20 protein-coding genes are annotated in these 19,790 nt (G+C 63.1%); 17 read left to right on the forward strand and 3 right to left on the reverse strand.

Going from position 1 to position 19,790, the window contains the following annotated elements:
- From ACI2JX_RS09765 to ACI2JX_RS09800, 8 genes are all read left to right on the forward strand, one after another.
- On the forward strand, positions 1–2,241 hold the full coding sequence (locus tag ACI2JX_RS09765) for a chemotaxis protein CheA (protein ID WP_404689971.1): 2,241 nt from the start codon (positions 1–3) through the stop codon (positions 2,239–2,241).
- 45 nt (positions 2,242–2,286) lie between these two features.
- Positions 2,287–3,417, forward strand: coding sequence for a chemotaxis response regulator protein-glutamate methylesterase (locus tag ACI2JX_RS09770; RefSeq protein ID WP_368973612.1), 1,131 nt, complete (start codon positions 2,287–2,289; stop codon positions 3,415–3,417).
- Complete coding sequence (locus ACI2JX_RS09775) at positions 3,417–4,157, forward strand: flagellar motor protein (protein ID WP_186555997.1); 741 nt, start codon at positions 3,417–3,419, stop codon at positions 4,155–4,157. The genes ACI2JX_RS09770 and ACI2JX_RS09775 overlap by 1 nt, the downstream gene beginning before the upstream one ends.
- 3 nt (positions 4,158–4,160) lie before the next feature.
- On the forward strand, positions 4,161–5,018 hold the full coding sequence (gene motD / locus ACI2JX_RS09780; protein ID WP_264235037.1) for a flagellar motor protein MotD: 858 nt from the start codon (positions 4,161–4,163) through the stop codon (positions 5,016–5,018).
- A 78-nt stretch (positions 5,019–5,096) separates the two neighbouring features.
- The gene (locus ACI2JX_RS09785) at positions 5,097–5,885 is read left to right on the forward strand and encodes a ParA family protein (protein WP_264235036.1); all 789 of its coding nucleotides are present in this window, start codon (positions 5,097–5,099) and stop codon (positions 5,883–5,885) included.
- Entirely contained in the window at positions 5,885–6,775 is an 891-nt protein-coding gene (locus ACI2JX_RS09790) for a CheW domain-containing protein (RefSeq protein WP_404689972.1), read from the forward strand. Before ACI2JX_RS09785 ends, ACI2JX_RS09790 begins: the two co-directional genes overlap by 1 nt.
- Positions 6,776–6,845: 70 nt before the next feature.
- Positions 6,846–7,325, forward strand: a complete 480-nt coding sequence (locus ACI2JX_RS09795) for a chemotaxis protein CheW (RefSeq protein ID WP_119143286.1) — start codon at positions 6,846–6,848, stop codon at positions 7,323–7,325.
- Position 7,326: 1 nt separating this feature from the next.
- On the forward strand, positions 7,327–7,722 hold the full coding sequence (locus tag ACI2JX_RS09800; protein ID WP_264235034.1) for a DUF2802 domain-containing protein: 396 nt from the start codon (positions 7,327–7,329) through the stop codon (positions 7,720–7,722).
- A gap of 33 nt (positions 7,723–7,755) precedes the next feature.
- On the opposite strand, the gene ACI2JX_RS09805 is transcribed toward ACI2JX_RS09800, so the two are convergent.
- The 3 genes from ACI2JX_RS09805 to ACI2JX_RS09815 all read right to left on the reverse strand — a co-directional run bounded on the left by ACI2JX_RS09805 (position 7,756) and on the right by ACI2JX_RS09815 (position 12,689).
- A complete protein-coding gene (locus ACI2JX_RS09805) occupies positions 7,756–10,518 on the reverse strand; it encodes a dermonecrotic toxin domain-containing protein (protein WP_404689973.1) in 2,763 nt (920 codons plus the stop codon).
- Positions 10,519–10,779: 261 nt separating this feature from the next.
- Positions 10,780–11,124 carry an EscU/YscU/HrcU family type III secretion system export apparatus switch protein gene (locus tag ACI2JX_RS09810; protein ID WP_404689974.1) on the reverse strand — a complete coding sequence of 115 codons (345 nt, stop codon included), beginning with the start codon at positions 11,122–11,124 and terminating at the stop codon, positions 10,780–10,782.
- Positions 11,121–12,689, reverse strand: a complete 1,569-nt coding sequence (locus ACI2JX_RS09815; protein WP_404689975.1) for a flagellar hook-length control protein FliK — start codon at positions 12,687–12,689, stop codon at positions 11,121–11,123. The genes ACI2JX_RS09810 and ACI2JX_RS09815 overlap by 4 nt, the downstream gene beginning before the upstream one ends.
- Before the next feature lie 152 nt (positions 12,690–12,841).
- Here ACI2JX_RS09815 and ccmA point away from each other — a divergent pair, with 152 nt between their 5' ends.
- From ccmA to ccmI, 9 genes are read left to right on the forward strand one after another with little or no spacing between them, the layout of a single operon-like run.
- The gene (gene ccmA, locus ACI2JX_RS09820) at positions 12,842–13,474 is read left to right on the forward strand and encodes a cytochrome c biogenesis heme-transporting ATPase CcmA (RefSeq protein WP_264235031.1); all 633 of its coding nucleotides are present in this window, start codon (positions 12,842–12,844) and stop codon (positions 13,472–13,474) included.
- The gene (ccmB, locus tag ACI2JX_RS09825) at positions 13,471–14,139 is read left to right on the forward strand and encodes a heme exporter protein CcmB (RefSeq protein WP_264235030.1); all 669 of its coding nucleotides are present in this window, start codon (positions 13,471–13,473) and stop codon (positions 14,137–14,139) included. Before ccmA ends, ccmB begins: the two co-directional genes overlap by 4 nt.
- Before the next feature lie 57 nt (positions 14,140–14,196).
- Positions 14,197–14,964 (forward strand): heme ABC transporter permease, encoded by a 768-nt coding sequence (locus ACI2JX_RS09830; protein WP_264235029.1) that lies wholly within the window; start codon positions 14,197–14,199, stop codon positions 14,962–14,964.
- Positions 14,961–15,137: a heme exporter protein CcmD gene (gene ccmD, locus ACI2JX_RS09835; RefSeq protein WP_084858204.1), complete on the forward strand. Its 177-nt coding sequence runs from the start codon at positions 14,961–14,963 to the stop codon at positions 15,135–15,137. The genes ACI2JX_RS09830 and ccmD overlap by 4 nt, the downstream gene beginning before the upstream one ends.
- Positions 15,134–15,589 carry a cytochrome c maturation protein CcmE gene (ccmE, locus tag ACI2JX_RS09840; RefSeq protein WP_404689976.1) on the forward strand — a complete coding sequence of 152 codons (456 nt, stop codon included), beginning with the start codon at positions 15,134–15,136 and terminating at the stop codon, positions 15,587–15,589. The genes ccmD and ccmE overlap by 4 nt, the downstream gene beginning before the upstream one ends.
- Entirely contained in the window at positions 15,586–17,574 is a 1,989-nt protein-coding gene (locus ACI2JX_RS09845) for a heme lyase CcmF/NrfE family subunit (RefSeq protein ID WP_368972472.1), read from the forward strand. The genes ccmE and ACI2JX_RS09845 overlap by 4 nt, the downstream gene beginning before the upstream one ends.
- Positions 17,571–18,107: a DsbE family thiol:disulfide interchange protein gene (locus tag ACI2JX_RS09850; protein WP_186556010.1), complete on the forward strand. Its 537-nt coding sequence runs from the start codon at positions 17,571–17,573 to the stop codon at positions 18,105–18,107. Before ACI2JX_RS09845 ends, ACI2JX_RS09850 begins: the two co-directional genes overlap by 4 nt.
- Positions 18,104–18,592: a cytochrome c-type biogenesis protein gene (locus tag ACI2JX_RS09855; RefSeq protein WP_404689977.1), complete on the forward strand. Its 489-nt coding sequence runs from the start codon at positions 18,104–18,106 to the stop codon at positions 18,590–18,592. The genes ACI2JX_RS09850 and ACI2JX_RS09855 overlap by 4 nt, the downstream gene beginning before the upstream one ends.
- Complete coding sequence (gene ccmI / locus ACI2JX_RS09860) at positions 18,585–19,778, forward strand: c-type cytochrome biogenesis protein CcmI (RefSeq protein WP_404689978.1); 1,194 nt, start codon at positions 18,585–18,587, stop codon at positions 19,776–19,778. The genes ACI2JX_RS09855 and ccmI overlap by 8 nt, the downstream gene beginning before the upstream one ends.
- Positions 19,779–19,790 lie beyond the last annotated feature (12 nt).

Consider the following 19,790-nt stretch of genomic DNA (forward strand, 5'->3'; position numbering starts at 1 on the left):
ATGAGCTTCGGCGCCGATGAAGAAATCCTTCAGGATTTCCTGGTAGAAGCCGGCGAAATTCTTGAGCAACTGTCCGAGCAATTGGTCGAGCTGGAAAGCCGACCGGATGATGCCGACCTGCTCAATGCAATTTTCCGCGGTTTTCACACTGTAAAAGGGGGCGCCGGCTTCCTTCAGCTCAATGAGCTGGTGGAGTGCTGCCATATCGCAGAGAACGTCTTCGACATCCTGCGCAAAGGTGAGCGTCGGGTCGACGCCGAGCTGATGGACGTGGTCCTCGAAGCGCTGGACACGGTCAACAGCATGTTCGGCCAGGTTCGCGAGCGTAGCGAAGTCACCCCGGCCACGCCTGAGCTGCTGGCGGCCTTGTCGCGCCTGGCTGAGCCCGGCGCCGCTGAGCCGGTTGCCGCGGTCGTCGAAGAGGTGCCGGTTGCCCAGGCTCCCGCCGCCGAACCGGACATCACCGACACCGAATTCGAGCAACTGCTCGACTCGCTCGATGCGGTCAAGGCTGAGGCGGCCGCTGCCGAACAGCTGCAGGGCGAAGCACCCAGCGCTGAAGGCGACGAAATCAGCGACGCCGAGTTCGAATCGCTGCTCGATCAGCTGCATGGCAAGGGCCAGTTCTCGCCTGAGGTCGTGGCCAGCGCTGCTGAAGCCGCTGCTGAGGCGCCGGTTGGCGATGAAATCACCGACGACGAATTCGAAGCGCTGCTCGACCAGTTGCATGGCAAGGGCACCTTCGCCGCCGATGCATTGCCAGCCACGGCGGCGCCTGCCGCTGCTGGCGCGCCTGCGGCGTCGGGCGATGAGATCAGTGAGCATGAGTTCGAAGCCTTGCTCGACCAGTTGCATGGCAAGGGCAAGTTCTCTGGCGACACGGCCACTGCCGAAACCCCAGCGGCTGCCGTTGCTGCCGCACCGGTAGCGGCCAAGGCCCAAGCTCAGCCTGCACCAACGCCTGCGCCCAAACCAGCCCCGACGCCCGCCGCAGCGCCTGCAGCTGCTGCTGCCAAACCGGCCGCCCCAGCCCGTGCCCCGGCCCCGGCTGGCGAGAAGCACGTCAGCGAAGCGGAAACCACCGTGCGGGTCGATACCGCGCGCCTGGACGAGATCATGAACATGGTCGGCGAACTGGTGCTGGTGCGTAACCGCCTGGTGCGCCTGGGCCTCAATAGCGGCGACGAGGCCATGTCCAAGGCTGTGTCCAACCTCGATGTGGTCACCGCCGACTTGCAGACTGCGGTGATGAAAACCCGCATGCAGCCGATCAAGAAGGTCTTCGGCCGCTTCCCGCGCTTGGTCCGTGACCTGGCCCGCCAGCTCAAGAAAGAAATCAACCTGGAGCTGGTCGGTGAAGAAACCGACCTCGACAAGAACCTGGTCGAGGCCCTGGCCGATCCGCTGGTGCACTTGGTGCGCAACGCAGTCGACCATGGCGTGGAAATGCCTGACGAGCGCGAAGCCTCTGGCAAGGCGCGCACCGGCAAGGTGGTGCTGTCGGCCGAGCAGGAAGGCGACCATATCCTGCTGTCGATCTCCGATGACGGCAAGGGCATGGACCCCAACATCCTGCGCGCCAAGGCGGTGGAAAAGGGCTTGATGGACAAGGACGCAGCCGATCGCCTGAGCGAGTCGGACTGCTACAACCTGATCTTCGCCCCGGGCTTCTCGACCAAGACCGAGATCTCCGATGTGTCTGGCCGTGGCGTGGGCATGGACGTGGTGAAAACCAAGATTTCCCAGCTCAATGGCTCGATCAACATCTACTCGGCCAAGGGCCAGGGCTCGAAGATCGTCATCAAGGTGCCGCTGACCTTGGCGATCATGCCGACCCTGATGGTGATGCTGGGCAACCAGGCGTTCGCCTTCCCGCTGGTCAACGTCAACGAGATCTTCCACCTCGACCTGTCGCGCACCAATGTGGTCGACGGTCAGGAAGTGGTGATCGTGCGCGACAAGGCGTTGCCGCTGTTCTACCTCAAGCGCTGGCTGGTCCAGGACCAGGTGCACGAGGAGCAACGCGAGGGCCATGTGGTGATCCTCTCGGTCGGTACCCAGCGCATTGGCTTCGTCGTCGACCAACTGGTCGGCCAGGAAGAGGTGGTGATCAAGCCGTTGGGCAAGATGCTGCAGGGCACGCCGGGTATGTCTGGCGCCACCATCACTGGCGACGGCCGCATCGCGTTGATCCTCGACGTCCCGAGCATGCTCAAGCGTTACGCCGCCAAGCGTTATTGATTTCGGTGGCGCAGCCTGGCGGTTGCGCCGCCTAATGGAGTGTTTATGGCAGTCAAGGTCCTGGTGGTGGATGATTCCGGTTTCTTCCGCCGCCGTGTCTCGGAAATTCTCTCGGCCGACCCGACCATTCAGGTCGTGGGGACCGCGACCAATGGCAAGGAAGCAATCGACCAGGCGCTGTCGCTCAAGCCCGATGTGATCACCATGGACTATGAAATGCCCATGATGGACGGCATCACCGCCGTGCGCCACATTATGCAGCGCTGCCCGACGCCGGTGTTGATGTTCTCCTCGCTGACCCATGAAGGCGCCCGGGTGACCCTCGATGCGCTGGATGCCGGGGCGGTGGACTATCTGCCGAAGAACTTCGAAGACATCTCGCGCAACCCTGACAAGGTCAAGCAGATGCTCTGCGAAAAGGTCCACACCATTTCGCGCAGCAACCGCCGCTTGGGCAGCTACGCCGCGCCTGCGCCAGCCGCAAGCCCGGCCTCGAGCAGCCACGCGCCTTCCAGCAGCTTTGCCAGCAGTGCTCCGGTGCGTGCTAGCGCGCCTGCACCTGCACGTAGCGCTGCGGCTCCCGCCGCAACGCACTCGCCCGCACCCAAGCGCAAGCCCTACAAACTGGTGGCGATTGGGACCTCGACCGGTGGCCCGGTGGCCCTGCAGCGGGTGCTGACCCAACTACCGGCCAACTTCCCGGCGCCGATCGTGCTGATCCAGCACATGCCGGCAGCCTTCACCAAGGCCTTCGCCGAACGCCTCGACAAGCTGTGCAAGATCAGCGTCAAGGAAGCCGAAGACGGTGATGTGCTGCGCCCAGGCCTGGCGCTGCTGGCCCCGGGCGGCAAGCAGATGATGGTCGACGGGCGTGGTACGGTGAAGATCCTGCCGGGTGACGAGCGCCTGAACTACAAGCCCTGCGTGGACATCACCTTTGGCTCGGCTGCCAAGTCCTACGGCGACAAAGTGCTCTCGGTGGTACTCACCGGCATGGGCGCGGACGGCCGCGAAGGCGCGCGTTTGCTCAAGCAAGGCGGCAGCACCGTGTGGGCCCAGGATGAAGCCAGCTGCGTGATCTATGGCATGCCCATGGCCATCGTCAAGGCCAACCTGGCCGATGCGGTGTACAGCCTGGACGAGATCGGCAAGCACCTGGTCGAGGCCTGCGTCTGATGGATGTCTTGAGCCTGATTGGCCTGATCCTCGCCTTCGTCGCCATCGTCGGTGGCAACTTCCTCGAGGGTGGCCACGTGGGTGCGCTGCTCAATGGCCCGGCGGCGCTGATCGTGCTGGGCGGCACCCTGGCGGCGGCGTTGTTGCAGGCGCCGTTGTCGTCGTTCAAGCGTGCCCTGCAGATTGTCCGCTGGATCATCTTCCCGCCGCGGGTAGACCTGGCTGGCGGTATCGATCGGGTAGTCAACTGGAGCCTCACCGCTCGCAAGGAAGGCTTGCTGGGGCTGGAAGGGGTGGCCGATGGCGAACCTGATCCGTATGCGCGCAAGGGCTTGCAGTTGCTGGTCGACGGCGCTGAGCCGGAGGCTATCCGCAGTATCCTTGAGGTCGATTTCCTGACCCAGGAAGGCCGCGATATCCAGGCCGCCAAGGTATTTGAAAGCATGGGCGGCTACGCGCCGACCATCGGCATCATCGGTGCGGTGATGGGCCTGATCCATGTGATGGGCAACCTGGCCGATCCTTCGCAGTTGGGCAATGGCATTGCCGTGGCCTTCGTTGCCACCATCTATGGCGTGGCCAGTGCCAACTTGATCCTGCTGCCGATCGCCAACAAGCTCAAAGCCATCGTCATGCGTCAGTCGCGCTATCGCGAGATGCTCCTCGAAGGCCTGCTGTCGATCGCCGAAGGCGAAAACCCACGCTCGATCGAGCTGAAGCTGCAAGGCTTCATGGAGTAAGCCATGCGTCGCCGTCGTCACACCGAGGAACACGAGAATCACGAGCGTTGGCTGGTGTCATATGCCGACTTCATCACCTTGCTGTTCGCCTTCTTCGTGGTCATGTACTCGATCTCTTCGATCAACGAGGGCAAGTACAAGGTCATTTCCCAGGCCCTGCTCGGGGTATTCAATGACCCTGAGCGGAGCATGAAGCCGATCCCGATCGGTGATGAGCAGCCGCTGAGTGTGAGGCCGGCCGAGCCCTTGATCAAGGACAGCGAGCAGACCGATGCGGGCCTGGCTCAGACCAGCAACGATCCTTTGCAGACTATCAGCGACGATGTGCGCGAAGCGTTTGGCGACTTGATCAAATCTGACCAGATGACCGTGCGTGGCAACGAGCTGTGGGTCGAGGTCGAGCTCAACTCGGCGCTGCTGTTCGGCAGTGGCGATGCCATGCCCAGCGACGTTGCCTTCGAGATCATCGAGAAGGTGGCCAATATCCTCAAGCCGTTCGCCAACCCGGTGCATGTCGAAGGCTTTACCGACAACATGCCGATCCGAACTGCCCAGTACCCAACCAACTGGGAACTGTCGGCCTCGCGCGCGGCGAGCATCGTCCGCCTGCTGGCGATGAATGGTGTAAACCCTGGGCGGATGGCCTCGGTGGGCTATGGCGAATACCAGCCGGTGGCAAGTAATGACAGCGCCGAAGGGCGTGCGCGTAACCGCCGAGTGGTGCTGGTGATTTCGCGCAATCTGGAAGTGCGCCGTAGTCTCACGGCTACCGGCAGCGCCAATGCCACGCCAGATTCGGCATTGCGCCGCGCTGGCACACAAAGTGCACCTGCAACGCCTGCAGCGGCGGGAGGGGGCTAGCCCCGTCAAATCCCCGTCACCCATTTTCACACCGTTCCCGGCAGGGCAGGCGGCCATACCGGGAGGAAGCAAGGCACCATGAGAGTCTGGGCAGTAGCCAATCAAAAAGGTGGCGTCGGCAAGACCACCACTACCATCGCTCTGGCCGGGCTGCTGGCCGAGGCGGGCAAGCGCGTGGTCGTGGTCGACCTTGACCCGCACGGCTCCATGACCAGCTATTTCGGGCACAACCCCGATGCGCTGGAGCACAGCTGCTATGACCTGTTCCTGCACAAGGGCACGGTGCCTGAGGGGCTGCCGGGGCAGTTGCTGCTGCCGACCAGTGATGAGCGTATTTCCCTGCTGCCTTCGAGTACCGCGCTGGCCGTGCTCGAACGCCAATCGCCAGGACAGAGTGGCCTGGGCCTGGTGATCGCCAAGAGTCTGGCGCAGCTGTGGCAGGATTTCGACTTCGCCCTGATCGACAGCCCGCCCTTGCTCGGCGTGCTGATGGTCAATGCCCTGGCCGCCAGTCAGCAACTGGTGATTCCGGTGCAGACCGAGTTTCTCGCGGTCAAGGGCCTGGAGCGGATGGTTGGCACCCTGGCCATGATCAACCGCTCGCGCAAGCAGGCGCTGCCCTACCAGATCGTGCCGACCCTGTTCGATCGCCGTACCCAGGCTTCCTTGGGCACGCTCAAAGTGCTGCGCGATACCTACGCCGAGAACGTCTGGCAGGGCTATATCCCGGTCGACACGCGTCTGCGCGATGCTAGCCGGGCGGGCGTCACGCCTTCGCAGTTCGACGGCAAGAGCCGCGGGGTGGTTGCCTATCGCGCCTTGCTCAAGCACTTGCTCACTTACAAATCCGCACTGCAGGTGGCCTGATGAACTCAGCCCGGCCCATTACCAGCAAGCCGCAGTTGGCCTTGCAGTCTTATCTGGACGGCTTGCTGCAGGACGCTACCGAGACGTTCGAGGCGCCCGCTGCACAGCCGGCGTCGAGCGAAGACTTCGAGGCTGCGGTACGCGAAGAGCAGGCCCGCGACGCCCAGCGTCAGATCGAGCCTGCGCCAACGTCAGCCTCACGGCCTTTTGCCGAGCCGCAACCCAAGGTGCTCGCCACGGTGCTGGCGCCTGCCGCGCCAGTGGCAGAGCCGGTGGTCACCGTGGTCGAGGCCCAGGTGGTGGTCGAAGCCAGTATTCCGGTGCTGACCGAAGTTCAGGCGCCTGAGCCGGTCGCGCCGTTGGTCGAGGTGCACCTGCCTGCGCCCAACGTTCCAGCGCCGCCAGCGACGGTTGACGGCCGGCCGCAATGGGCCGCCGAGCCTTTCGAATGCTTGCTGTTCGATGTCGCCGGGCTGACCCTGGCGGTACCCCTGGTATGCCTGGGGTCGATTTATAGCCTGGCCGGCCAGGAGCTGACGCCACTGTTTGGCCAGCCGGACTGGTTCCTCGGCATCCTCAGCTGCCAGGCGGGCAATCTCAAGGTTCTGGATACCGCGCGCTGGGTGATGCCTGACCGCTACCGCGATGACTTTCGCCAGGGCTTGCAGTACGTGATTTCTGTCCAGGGCTATGAGTGGGGGCTGGCGGTGCATCAGGTCAGCCGTTCGTTGCGCCTGGACCCGAACGAGATCAAGTGGCGCAGCCAGCGCGGGCAACGCCCGTGGTTGGCCGGCACGGTGATCGAGCACATGTGTGCCTTGCTCGATGTCGCTGAACTGGCCGAGTTGATCGCCAGCGGCGCCGTCAAGCAGCTGCACGCCAAACACTAATAAATGACGGCCGCTGCTGCCGCGGCCACACCGAGCACACCGCCGATGGCGGATTTTGAGGGGTAGGGGAATGAAAAAGTCGTCCGCACAAGGTTCCGAAGATCCGATCCTGCAGTGGGTAACCTTCCGCCTGGACAACGAGTCCTATGGCATCAATGTCATGCAGGTGCAGGAAGTCCTGCGTTACACCGAGATCGCTCCGGTTCCGGGTGCGCCGAGCTACGTGCTGGGCATCATCAACCTGCGCGGTAACGTGGTCACCGTGATCGACACTCGCCAGCGCTTTGGCCTGGTGCCGACCGAAGTGACCGACAACACCCGTATTGTCATCATCGAGGCCGACAAGCAGGTGGTCGGCATCCTGGTCGATAGCGTCGCCGAAGTTGTGTACCTGCGTCAGTCGGAGATCGAGACCGCGCCAAACGTGGGTAACGAAGAGTCGGCCAAGTTCATCCAGGGCGTGTGCAACAAGAATGGCGAGCTGCTGATCCTGGTCGAGCTGGACAAGATGATGACCGAGGAAGAATGGTCCGAGCTGGAGAACATCTGAGTTGATTTTCGAGGTTGCTGTCATCTTCCTGGCGCTGTTGTGGGCGCTGAGCCTGTGGTTTTTTCTCAACTACAGCAAGCGCCAGCGCGAGCTGGCCGCCCAGCAGGCTCAAGGTGATGCGCTGCGCGACCAGCGCATCAAGGACCTGGCCAAGCGCCTGGACGACTACCAGAATGGCACCGTGCGCATGGGGGAGGCGATCCATGAGCTGCGTGCGGTGGTGGCGCCGTTGCCAGACAAGCTGCAGCAGCTGGAGCAGCGCGATCCTAATGACGTGACCTTTACCCAGGCGGCCAAGCTGGTGGGGATGGGCGCCAGCATCGAGGAGCTGACTCAAACCTGCGGCTTGACCCAAGCCGAGGCGCAACTGATGAGTAAGTTGCACCGTGGCGAGTGAGCAGAACAGGCGACCAGGGTCGCCTGTTTTCATTCAGGTAGTGATCCACGCATGCTGGCCACCGACTTTGGCAAAGCGGCTGAGGGGCAATAGCTCTTTTTCAACGAGCATCCAAGCCTGCAGATTCACGTACAACCAGCTTTTGGTGCGGGGCAGACCATACAGCTTTCTGAGCTGGCGCAGTCGGTACAGATCGGGGAGCAATCGGTCGACCACATCGGTGAACAGGGCCGGCCCGGTGAGGCGATTCAAGCGACTGGCGTACTCATAAAATCCTGTTGGGTCTTCAGCCAGGCTTGGCTTGCTACGATAGAAATCCGGTTCGCTCTGATAGCGTGCGTGCATTTCATCAGAAATGGCCACCAAGGTCGGGTTGCCTGGGTGGCTGCCGATCATGCTGGTATTGTACTGAAAGTGCATCCCTAGTTTTTCATTGGACATCGCCGGATGAAGCAGCAAGCCGTTTTTGCTGGTCGCCAGCTCCACCTCATCGATCGCCTCTGCCACGCACGCTCCGGCGCCAATACAGCCCAAGCGACTGCTGCTGGCGGCCAGTAACTCGTCGTCCAGGTCCATGTACAAACCGCCCTCATGGTGCAGCATTGGGTAGCGCAGTACATCGCAGGCCGACGGGTAGTTGGTGGCGACTCCTGCATTGCCATCCAAAGCGTCCTGGTACTGAGCGAAATACTTGCTTTGCTTGAATGAGATGAAGAAAGGTTGCTCCTCCAGTGTATGAACTTGCAGGTCAGGGGCCTTGCTCTTGAGTAGACGCAGGTTTTCCGTGTGCGCGACAGCGTCTGCGTGGGACAGGTACAACCGGTACTGATAGGCGCCGCCCTTGAGCCGCTTGGCGTTCTTGGCAACGTTTTCCAACAGCTCTGCGCCGATGACCTTGTCTCCGACCCAGAGCGAGGTGATTGTCTTGGGAATCGCCTCGCCACGTAGTGGCACAGGCAGCTCTACCGGTATAGGTAGGTCTATCCCCAGACTGCGCAGGGTGGTGACCCGCATCGGATTTGTGACGGCTCGAGCATGCGGGTCAGCGCGCTCGACGGCGAATTCACCTGGAGTAGCTTGGTAGTAGGATGCGTTGACCTCATTGAGGCGGCTTTGCTCAATGAACAGATCGAACTCCATGTCATAGACCAGCTCCAGCTCGACTAGGACGTTACCTTCAATGATCGTCAGAGCGCTGAGCCGGTCGGCCATGCCTGTGTACTGAGGAATGCGTGAAACCGGGCTTGCTCCAGAGGGCAGGTCATCCAGTGGGGCAGTGGGATCGGGGCTGTGGAAGTAGGGCGCGACATCCAGTTCGGGCAGCCGCGGCGGGTCGCTCGGGCTCAGCGGGTAGCCTATCTGGTCGTTGACTCGGCTCGGCAAGACAAAGCCATCGGTTTTGAGCCGGAATACCTCGGCACTTTTGGTCAGGCCCGCCACTGCCAAGGGCGTGGCATTGAACAAACCGTAAGCAATGTTGCTGACGCCATCAGCCTTCGCCTCCTGCGTCTTGCCATTGATCGCCTGATCCAACCCCAGGCCTAGCTGGGCTATGCCACCGAGCGCGAGCAGCGGGGCCAGGCCAGGTATTACGAAGGTCATTGGCATTAGCAGATTGAGCGCAGAGGTGAGATAGCTACGCCATCTGGCCTTGGTGACCTCGCTGTTGCTGGTGATGATGAAGTCGGCATCGGCATAACTGCGCTGCTGTTGTCGCAGCGTCACAGCCATGAACAGATCGCCGGTTAGCCGTGGGTTGTACTTTACCGGTCGGTAGTTGACATAGTCGCGTGGCGACCAGCGTCCGTCAGTCGTAAAACCTGGTCGATCAGAAGACAGTCGATGGACGGCAGGGTAATCGCCCATGCCCGCCAGCGCTGTGTCAAGGCCACTGAAGTCGAGGCCATCCGGGCCATCGGCGAGGTTGAAATACTGTTTGAGCGCTTGACGTTTGGCGGAGGACTGACACTGTTCGCCGAACCAGTCCTTGAGCAGGTTTTGGTTGGCAAACTCCAGAAACGGCGAACTGTTGCCGGGTAGGTACAGCAGGCTCAGGTCGGTCTCGCCGTCGTTGATGAACAGAAGGTCTGTTGCGGCATACCCGTAAACGGACAATGTGCTCAAGCGCAGTTTGCGTCCTCGTGGTATCAGCCTCGCGGCACGCCAGACCAGCTTTCGTGCCGCGTCACTGAGACTGCCTTCGCTGACTTGCTTATTGCAGGCAGCAATGCAGTTGAGCTTGCTGGACAGGCGATGACTGTCCAGATGTTGTTGCCAATAACGGTCGAGCTGCGCGCGGTAGTGGGAGTGGAAATCGAGCTTTTCGATAAAGCGCTGGAATTTTTCCGCGGGTATGTGTACCTGTGTGGCGGGCTCGTAGCGCATCGGGTCGGTGCGGCGGAACAACCCATTGAACACTTCAAACGCGGCGCTGTTATCGAACGGCCCGAGTGGCGGCAGGTGCTCGACGATCTTGATTGGGCCATTGGGCAAGGTGCCCGCCCAGGAGGCCGAAAACAGGGCGCCGATGGCGTCGTTGTTGGATTCGCCTTGCCAGTTGCCCAGTACCGCCTGAGTCAGGCTCAGGCGCTGCCTGATCAGCGCCTGATAGCCCTGTGGGCCATCAGGGCGATAGTGCAAGGTGACCACATCGATCCGGTCTGGATCCAAGGCCAGGCCGTTGCTCGATGCCCAGTCGCGTATGGCCTGAGCGGCCTCACGGTCAGGGCGCGGAAAATTTGCCAGATGGGCGCGCACGTACTGTACGCCGGCAGCGTTGATGAGGGATGGGGTCATGTCGGTCACCCAGCTTAATAGGAGCAGTTAGGTTCACCCAAGGCTCTTTAAGCGGTGCGGTACATAGTGCTGCGATAGAGCCGCCGGGCGTGGCGCAGTGCACCCGCTGCGTCGCCACTTTGCCCATGGCCTATCGAGGCGCTCTGGCCCAAGGGGCGCCGGGCTTGAGCACGCTGTACCCACTCACTGAGGTTGAGCACTGCATGCTGGGGGCTGAGCCGCAAGAGCCATTGATTCAGGGCGGGCGCAATCTGGAGGGGGCTAGAGCTTGCAAGGTCCCATCGGCAGGCCAAGTGGGGGCGCGGTGATATCGCGTTCGTTTACAGCCTCGTCGTTGAACCCTGCCGGCACCTTGCCGCGCAACTGCCAAGCAAAGGCAATGATCTCGGCGATGGTCAGATACAGCGCCTCGGGGATCTGCTCGCCCAACTCCAGGCGTGCCAGCAGGCGCACCAATTCTGCGTTCTCATAAATCGGCACTTCATGTTCGCGGGCGATCGCCAGGATCGCTTCGGCCAGGGCGTCATCGCCCTTGGCGCTGAGCGTGGGCGCTTGTTGGCCGTCGTAGCTCAGGGCGATGGCCTGACGTGGCGGTTGCTTGCTCATGCGGTTTCGTCCACCCAGCGTTGCTCCAGTCGGGTCCGAGGGCCTTGCGGCGGGATGCCGGGGCGGCACTCCAGATCCCCTACATCCAGGCCACGCTGCAGCAGACGCTCACGCAGGTGGCCCAGCTGGCTGTCGATCAGCTCGGCGGTACGCGGTAGCTCCGCCCACAACTGGCCGGACAGCCGGCCTTGGCTCAGTTGCGCCTGCACTTGCAACGGGCCAAGCGGGGCCAGGTCGAATGCCAGCTCGATGCGCCACAGCGATTGCTGTGGATCACGTTGCTCACGCTGCGGGTCGGCTTGCTGCTGCGGCGTCTCCTCGCGTTGCAGTTTGACCTGCAAGGGGATGAAGTCCTGGCCATGACGCACGGGGATCTCGGTTTGCCAGGTGGTCTGCAGGTTGCCGTTTTCCAGCGTGCCGGTCTGCTGCAAGCTGGACAGGGCATGGCTTTGCAGGCGCGAGATGGCGGCGGCGGCCAGGCGCAGCAGCTGTTGCAGGTCGGCCTCCTGCTCAAGGCTTTGCAGCAGGCGCGAGGGCAGCGGAAAACTACCCGGTTGTGGTCGCGGGCTGACCTTGTCGAGCATCCCCAAGGCACTGCGTGCCATGCCAGGCAGCACCTGGGCTAGGGTGTTGGCGGCAATGGCTGGGTTGAGTAGTGGGTTGCCCGGCACGCCGGGCAAGGCTTGCGCCACCAGCCTGACCAACTGCGCCTTGAGGTCGGGCACGATGCCTGCGCTCAAGCCGCCCAGCAGTTTCGCCTCGAGAAATGCGCCGCTGTTGTTCAGCGCTTGCGCCACCGCCTTGGCATCGCCCAGTTGACTGGCTTGCGGCAGGCTGGCCAACAGGCGCTCGGCGCTGGCACGCAGTTCGCCATTGCCACCAGCGCTGCTGGTCAACTGTTGCAGCGCGCTCAACAGCCCTGGCAGCGATGCCTGTCGGCTCTGTTGGGAGGCCAGCTGCTGGGAGATCAGCAATTGATCCTGACGACCGCTCAGCGGTACGAAACGCAAAGATTGATCACTCTGCACCAAGGCGCTGAGCAGGCTGCCGACCGCCAGTGGTCGGGGGCTTTCGATGCTCAAGGTGGCGCCGGCCTGGCTGCTGTTGAGCAGGCTGACCAGTGAACGGAAACTGGCCGCCTCGCCCGCATTGACCGGCAGCGCCTGGTTAGTCAGCACTTTGCCTTGCAGCAGGGTGCCCACCGGTATTTGTGCGGTGTCCAGGCGGGTGAGGGTGGCGACGTTGCTGGCGTTGGCCTGCTGCACCATGACCGCCAGGCGGTTGCCGTCAGCCTGGCTGACCATCAACTGAGTGCCGGGTGGCAGTGGCTGGCTGGCAGTGGTCTGAACTTGGCTCTGGGTACCGTTGGCCAGGGTCAGGCGCAGCAGCAACTGGAAGTCGACGCCGAGCTGGCGCAAGGACATCACCTCGGCCTTGGCCGTTTCCCCAGGCGGCACGATACCGGGCTGCGGCTGCAGCAGGCGCAGCAGTTCGCCGGTCATGGCGGCCTTGGCCGCTTGCGGGCCTAGCGCGGTTTGTGCGCCGAGACTATTGATTTCGGTCATGATTGTATACAACCTGTGGAGCCAGCCCTCTTGGCAGCGAGTCGTCGCATGTAATAATGCCGCCCGCGCCGCCCGCCACTGCCCACTATAACGGCAGGGCAGGGGGTGACTTGAGATATTGGCCGAGACCCGACACAGAATAAGGCGAAACCGTGACCCTGGACCTTCAAGCCACTGGCCTGGCCTGCGAGCGCGACTGGCGCCTGCTGTTCGAGCACCTGGATTTTCAGCTGCGCCCTGGCGACATGCTCCAGGTCAGCGGCCCTAACGGCAGCGGCAAGACCAGTCTGCTGCGTCTGTTGGCGGGGTTGATGCAGCCGACTGCCGGACAGATCCTGCTCAATGGCCAGCCGTTGACCGAACAGCGCCATGCCCTGGCCAGCATCCTCTTGTGGATCGGCCATGCCGCTGGCATCAAGGACCTGCTCACTGCCGAAGAGAACCTCGCCTGGTTGTGCGCCTTGCACCAGCCCGCCACCCCCGAGGCGATCTGGCAGGCGCTGGCAGCGGTGGGCCTGCGCGGCTTCGAGGATGTGCCGTGTCACACCTTGTCGGCCGGCCAGCAGCGCCGCGTGGCGCTGGCTCGGTTGTATCTGCACAGCCCACCGCTGTGGATCCTCGACGAACCGTTCACTGCCCTGGATAAACAGGGTGTGGCTCAGCTTGAGGCGCATCTGGCCGCGCACTGCGAGGCCGGTGGCACGGTCGTGTTGACCACCCATCACAGCCTCGAGCGCAAGCCGTCCGGTTATCGTGAACTGAATGTGGGGCAGTGGGCGGCATGAGCGTATTCGTCCTGTTGTTGCGGCGCGAGGCCCGTCTGTTGTTCCGCCGCCCGGCGGAGTTGGCCAACCCCTTGGTGTTCTTCGCCATTGTGGTCGCCCTGTTTCCACTGGCGGTCGGCCCTGAGACACAATTGTTGCAAACCTTGTCGCCGGGGCTGGTCTGGGTCGCCGCATTGCTGGCGGTATTGCTCTCGCTGGACGGGCTGTTTCGCAGTGATTTCGAGGACGGCTCGCTCGAGCAATGGGTGCTGTCGCCGCATCCCTTGCCGATGCTGGTGCTGGCCAAGGTGCTGGCGCACTGGATCTTTTCCGGGCTGGCGCTGGTATTGTTGGCTCCGCTCCTGGCATTGATGCTTGGCCTGCCAGCGAGTTGCCTGCCGGTGCTGCTCGCCTCGCTGCTGCTGGGCACGCCGATACTGAGTTTGCTCGGTGCGGTGGGCGCGGCGCTGACGGTCGGTCTCAAGCGCGGCGGTTTGCTGCTGGCGTTGCTGATCTTGCCGTTGTATATCCCAGTATTGATCCTGGGCAGTGGCGCCTTGCAAGCGGCGTTGCAGAATATGCCAGCGACCGGCCATTTGTTGTGGCTGGCCAGCCTGACTGCCCTGGCTGTGACCTTGGCACCCTTTGCGATCGCGGCCGGCCTGAAGATCAGCGTCGGCGAATAACGAGATCTGGGCCTACGGATTGACGCCTAAAGCCCAGACAAGACCGGATGTACCCTGATGAAAATAAGCTGGACGTGGTTCCATAAGCTCGGTTCCCCCAAATGGTTCTATGCCATCAGCGGCCGCATGCTGCCGTGGCTGACCATCGCTGCCATCGCGCTGCTGGCGGTGGGCATCACCTGGGGCCTGGCGTTCGCCCCGCAGGATTACCAACAAGGCAACAGCTTTCGCATCATCTATATCCACGTGCCTGCTGCCATGCTGGCGCAGTCGTGCTACGTGCTGCTGGCGGTGGCCGGCATCGTCGGCCTGGTATGGAAGATGAAGATCGCCGATGTCGCCCTGCAGTGCGCGGCGCCCATTGGCGCCTGGATGACTGCGGTGGCATTGCTGACCGGGGCGATCTGGGGCAAGCCGACCTGGGGCAGCTGGTGGGTCTGGGACGCCCGCCTTACGTCGATGCTCATTCTGCTTTTCCTGTACTTCGGCATCATTGCGCTGGGCCAGGCGATCAGCAATCGTGACAGCTCGGCCAAGGCCTGCGCGGTGCTGGCGATCGTCGGTGTGGTCAATATTCCGATCATCAAGTACTCGGTGGAGTGGTGGAACACCCTGCATCAGGGCGCGACCTTCACCCTCACCGAAAAGCCCGCCATGCCGGTCGAGATGTGGTTGCCGCTGCTGTTGACGGTGCTGGGCTTCTACTGCTTCTTCGGCGCGGTGCTGCTCGTGCGCATGCGCCTTGAAGTGCTCAAGCGCGAGGCGCGCGCCAGTTGGGTCAGGGAGGAAGTGTTGAACAGTCTGGGTCAGAGGGCGGTGCGATGAGCTTTGCCTCGTTCGGCGATTTTCTCGCCATGGGCCACCATGGCCTGTACGTCTGGTCGGCCTACGGCATCTGCCTGGCCGTGCTGGCGCTCAATGTCGCGGCGCCACTGCTGGCCCGACGTCGCTACCTGCAAGAAGAGGCGCGCCGTCTGCGCCGGGAGAACAACCAGTGAATCCGCAGCGCAAGAAACGCCTGTTGCTCATCCTCGGCCTGCTGGTCGGTGTCGGCATCGCCCTTGGCTTCGCCCTGAGTGCCCTGCAGCAGAACATCAACCTGTTCTATACACCGACCCAGATCGCCAACGGCGAAGCGCCGCAGGACACCCGCATCCGCGCTGGCGGCATGGTCGAGAAAGGCTCGGTACAGCGCTCGACCGACTCGCTGGACGTACGCTTCGTGGTCACCGACTTCAACAAGTCCGTGCCAATCACCTACCGCGGCATCCTGCCTGACCTGTTCCGCGAAGGGCAGGGCATCGTCGCCCTGGGCAAACTCAATGCCCAAGGCGAGGTGGTAGCCGACGAAGTACTGGCCAAGCACGATGAGAAATACATGCCGCCAGAGGTCACCAAAGCCCTCAAGGAAAGCGGCCAGGCGGCAAATGGCGTGGAGCGCAAACCATGAACGCAGCCTTGGTAGTCCCTGAATTGGGCCAGTTGGCGATGATCCTGGCGATCTGCTTTGCCGTAGTGCAGGCCAGTGTGCCGCTGCTCGGCGCCTGGCGCGGCGACAGCCTGTGGATGAGCCTGGCGCGCCCGGCGGCCTGGGGCCAGTTCGCCTTTCTCAGCTTTGCCTTCGCCTGCCTGACCCACGCCTTCATGACCGACAACTTCTCGGTCGCCTATGTCGCCAGCAACTCCAACAGCGCCTTGCCCTGGTACTACAAGTTCAGCGCAGTGTGGGGCGCGCACGAGGGCTCGCTGCTGCTGTGGGCGTTGATCCTTGGCGGCTGGACCTTTGCCGTATCGGTGTTCTCGCGCCAGTTGCCGCAGGTGATGCTGGCCCGGGTGCTGGCGGTGATGGGCATGATCAGCGTCGGTTTCCTGTCGTTCCTGATCATCACCTCCAACCCGTTCCAGCGCCTGCTGCCGCAGGTGCCAACCGATGGTCGCGATCTTAACCCCTTGTTGCAGGACTTCGGTCTGATCGTCCATCCGCCGATGCTCTACATGGGCTACGTCGGGTTTTCGGTGGCCTTCGCCTTCGCCATCGCCGCCTTGCTCGGCGGCCGTCTGGATGCGGCCTGGGCGCGCTGGTCGCGGCCGTGGACCATCGTCGCCTGGGCCTTTCTCGGCGTCGGCATCACGCTGGGCTCGTGGTGGGCCTACTACGAGTTGGGCTGGGGCGGTTGGTGGTTCTGGGACCCGGTCGAAAACGCCTCGTTCATGCCCTGGCTGGTCGGCACGGCGCTGATCCACTCGCTGGCCGTCACGGAAAAACGCGGAGTGTTCAAAAGCTGGACGGTGCTGCTGGCGATTGCCGCCTTCTCGCTGAGCCTGCTGGGCACCTTCCTGGTTCGCTCCGGGGTGTTGACCTCAGTGCACGCGTTTGCCGCCGACCCTTCACGCGGCGTGTTCATCCTGATCTTCCTGCTGTTCGTGGTCGGCGGCTCGCTGACCTTGTTCGCCCTGCGCGCGCCAGTGGTCAAGAGCCACGTAGGTTTCGCCCTGTGGTCGCGTGAGACGCTGCTGCTGGCCAACAACCTGGTGCTGGTGGTGGCGGCGTCGATGATCTTGCTCGGCACCCTCTACCCACTGGTGCTCGATGCCCTGACCGGCGCCAAGCTGTCGGTCGGCCCGCCGTATTTCGATGCCTTGTTCCTGCCGTTGATGGCGCTGCTGATGGTGGTGCTTGGCGTCGGCGTACTGGTGCGCTGGAAAGACACTCCCGGCAAGTGGCTGGCAAGCATGCTGACCCCGGTACTGATTGGCAGCGCGATCCTCGCGCCGCTCGCAGGCTTTATCGCCGACGATTTCGACTGGCCGGCGCTGGCGACCTTCGCCCTCGCGGCCTGGGTGGTTCTGGCCGGGCTGCGCGACATCCTCGACAAGACCCGCCACAAAGGCCTGGGCAAGGGCCTGCGCGGCCTGTCGCGCAGCTACTGGGGCATGCACCTGGCGCACCTGGGCCTGGCGGTGTGCGCCCTGGGCGTGGTGCTGTCGAGCAACAACAGCGCCGAGCGCGACCTGCGCATGGCGCCGGGCGAGAGTGTCGAGCTGGGCGGCTATCACTTCCTGTTCGAAGGCGCCAAGCACTTCGAGGGGCCCAACTTCATCTCCGACAAGGGCACCGTGCGGGTCTCGCGTGATGGCCGGGAGATCTCGGTGCTGCATCCCGAGAAGCGCCTGTACACCGTGCAGCAGTCGATGATGACCGAGGCTGGCATCGATGCCGGCTTCACCCGCGACCTGTATGTCGCCCTCGGCGAGCCGTTGGAAAACGGCGCCTGGGCGGTGCGGGTGCACATCAAGCCTTACGTTCGCTGGATCTGGCTGGGCGGTCTGTTGACCGGCCTGGGCGGCGTGCTGGCGGCCTTCGACCGGCGCTACCGCGTTAAGGTCAAGACCCGGGTCCGTGATGTCCTGGGCGTGTCTGGAGCAACTGCATGAAGCGTTGGATCATGGTCGTGCCATTGGCGGTGTTCCTGCTGATGGCGGTGTTTCTCTACAAGGGGCTGTTCCTCAAGCCCGATGAACTGCCTTCGGCAATGATCGGCAAGCCGTTCCCGGCGTTCTCCCTGGCCTCGGTGCAGGGTGAGCGAACCCTGACCCAGGCTGATCTGCTGGGCCGCCCGGCGCTGGTCAACGTGTGGGGCACGTGGTGCCCATCGTGCAAGGTCGAGCACCCGTACCTGAACCAGTTGGCCGAGCAGGGCGTGGTGATTCATGGCGTCAACTACAAGGACGACAACGCCGCCGCGCTGAAATGGCTGGCCGAATTCCACAACCCCTATCAGCTGGACATCCGCGATGAGCAGGGCAGCCTCGGGCTGGACCTGGGCGTGTATGGCGCGCCGGAGACCTTCCTGATCGATGCCAAGGGCATCATTCGCTACAAGCATGTCGGCGTCGTCGATGCCACGGTGTGGCGCGAGCAGTTGGCACCGCTGTACCAGGGTCTGGTCGATGAGGCCAAGCCATGAAGCGGGGGCTGGCAGCCGCTGTGCTGGGGCTCTTTCTCGGCTTGGGCCTGGCCGGGGTGGCCAGGGCGGCCATCGATACCTATCAGTTTCGTGACGACGCCGAGCGCGAGCGCTATCAGCAACTGACCAAGGAACTGCGCTGCCCCAAGTGCCAGAACCAGGACATTGCCGACTCCAACGCACCGATCGCCGCCGACCTGCGGCGGGAGATCTTCCGCATGCTCGGCGAAGGCAAGAGCAATCAGCAGATCGTCGAGTTCATGGTCGACCGCTACGGCGACTTCGTGCGCTACAAACCGGCGCTGAACGGGCGCACTTGGCTGCTCTGGTTCGGCCCGGGGATCCTCCTGGTCGGTGGCTTCGTGGTGCTGGCGGTGATCGTCCGTCGGCGTCGGCGACCAGTGCCGGCTGGCTCCCAGGTGCTGTCTGCCGAACAACGCGAACGTCTCGCCAAACTGCTGGAAAAAGAACATACCCATGACTGAATTCTGGCTTAGCGCGGGCCTGCTGTTGCTCGCTGCCCTCGGTTTTTTACTGATCCCGATCCTGCGTGGCCGTCGTCGCCAGCAGGAAGAAGACCGCACCGCCCTCAACGTGGCCCTGTACCAGGAACGGGTTGCCGAACTGGCCGCCCAACAGGCTGCCGGCGTGCTCGATGCCGAGCAACTGGCGAGCGGCCGCGATGAAGCGGCCCGCGAGCTGCTGGCCGATACCGAAGAGGCCCAAGCGCCGCGCCAGGGCCATCTGGGCAAGGCGCTGCCGCTGCTGGCGGCGGTACTGGTGCCGGTGATGGGGTTGGGGCTGTATCTGCATTTTGGCGCTGCCGAGCAGGTCGAGCTGACCCGCGAATTCGCCGAGGCGCCCAAGTCCATGCAGGAGATGACCAGCCGTCTGGAGCGCGCGGTTCAGGCGCAGCCTGATTCTGCCGAGGGCCTGTATTTCCTCGGTCGCGCCTATATGGCCGACCAGCGCCCGGCGGACGCTGCGCGAACCTTCGAGCGTGCGGTAGCCTTGGCAGGCCGTCAGCCCGAATTGCTGGGACAGTGGGCGCAAGCCTTGTATTTCGCGGCTGATAAGCAGTGGAGCGCGCAGGTGCAGGCGCTGACTGACGAAGCCCTCAAGGCTGATCCAAAAGAAGTGACCAGCCTGGGGCTGCGTGGCATCGCTGCGTTCGAGGGCGAGCGTTATCAGGAGGCTATCGATTATTGGCAGCGCTTGCTGGCGCAATTGCCCGAGGGTGATGCCTCACGAGCGGCGTTGCAGGGGGGGATCGATCGCGCCGCCGAGAAACTTTCCACTAGTGCTGGCAAGCCTGCGCAAGCGGCGCCTGCGGCGCGTTTGAAAGTGCGGGTGGAACTGGCTGCGGCGCTCAAGGACAAAGTCCAGCCAGGCGACACCGTGTTCATTTTTGCCCGCGCCAGCAATGGTCCGCCCATGCCGGTCGCGGCCAAGCGGGTGACCATTGCGCAGTTGCCAATCGACGTCGAGTTGTCCGATGCCGACGCGATGATGCCGCAGATGAAACTGTCCGATTTCAACGAAGTCCAACTGGTTGCACGCGTCTCGCGCGCAGGCCAGCCGACCCAAGGTGAATGGGTTGGCCAGAGCGCACCGCTGAGCAACCGCACTGCCGGCACTCAGCACCTGACCATCGACAGCCCCGACCGCTAAGAGAACCCCTCC

The organism is Pseudomonas sp. NPDC088890 (assembly GCF_044900155.1).
Lineage (GTDB): Bacteria > Pseudomonadota > Gammaproteobacteria > Pseudomonadales > Pseudomonadaceae > Aquipseudomonas > Aquipseudomonas urmiensis.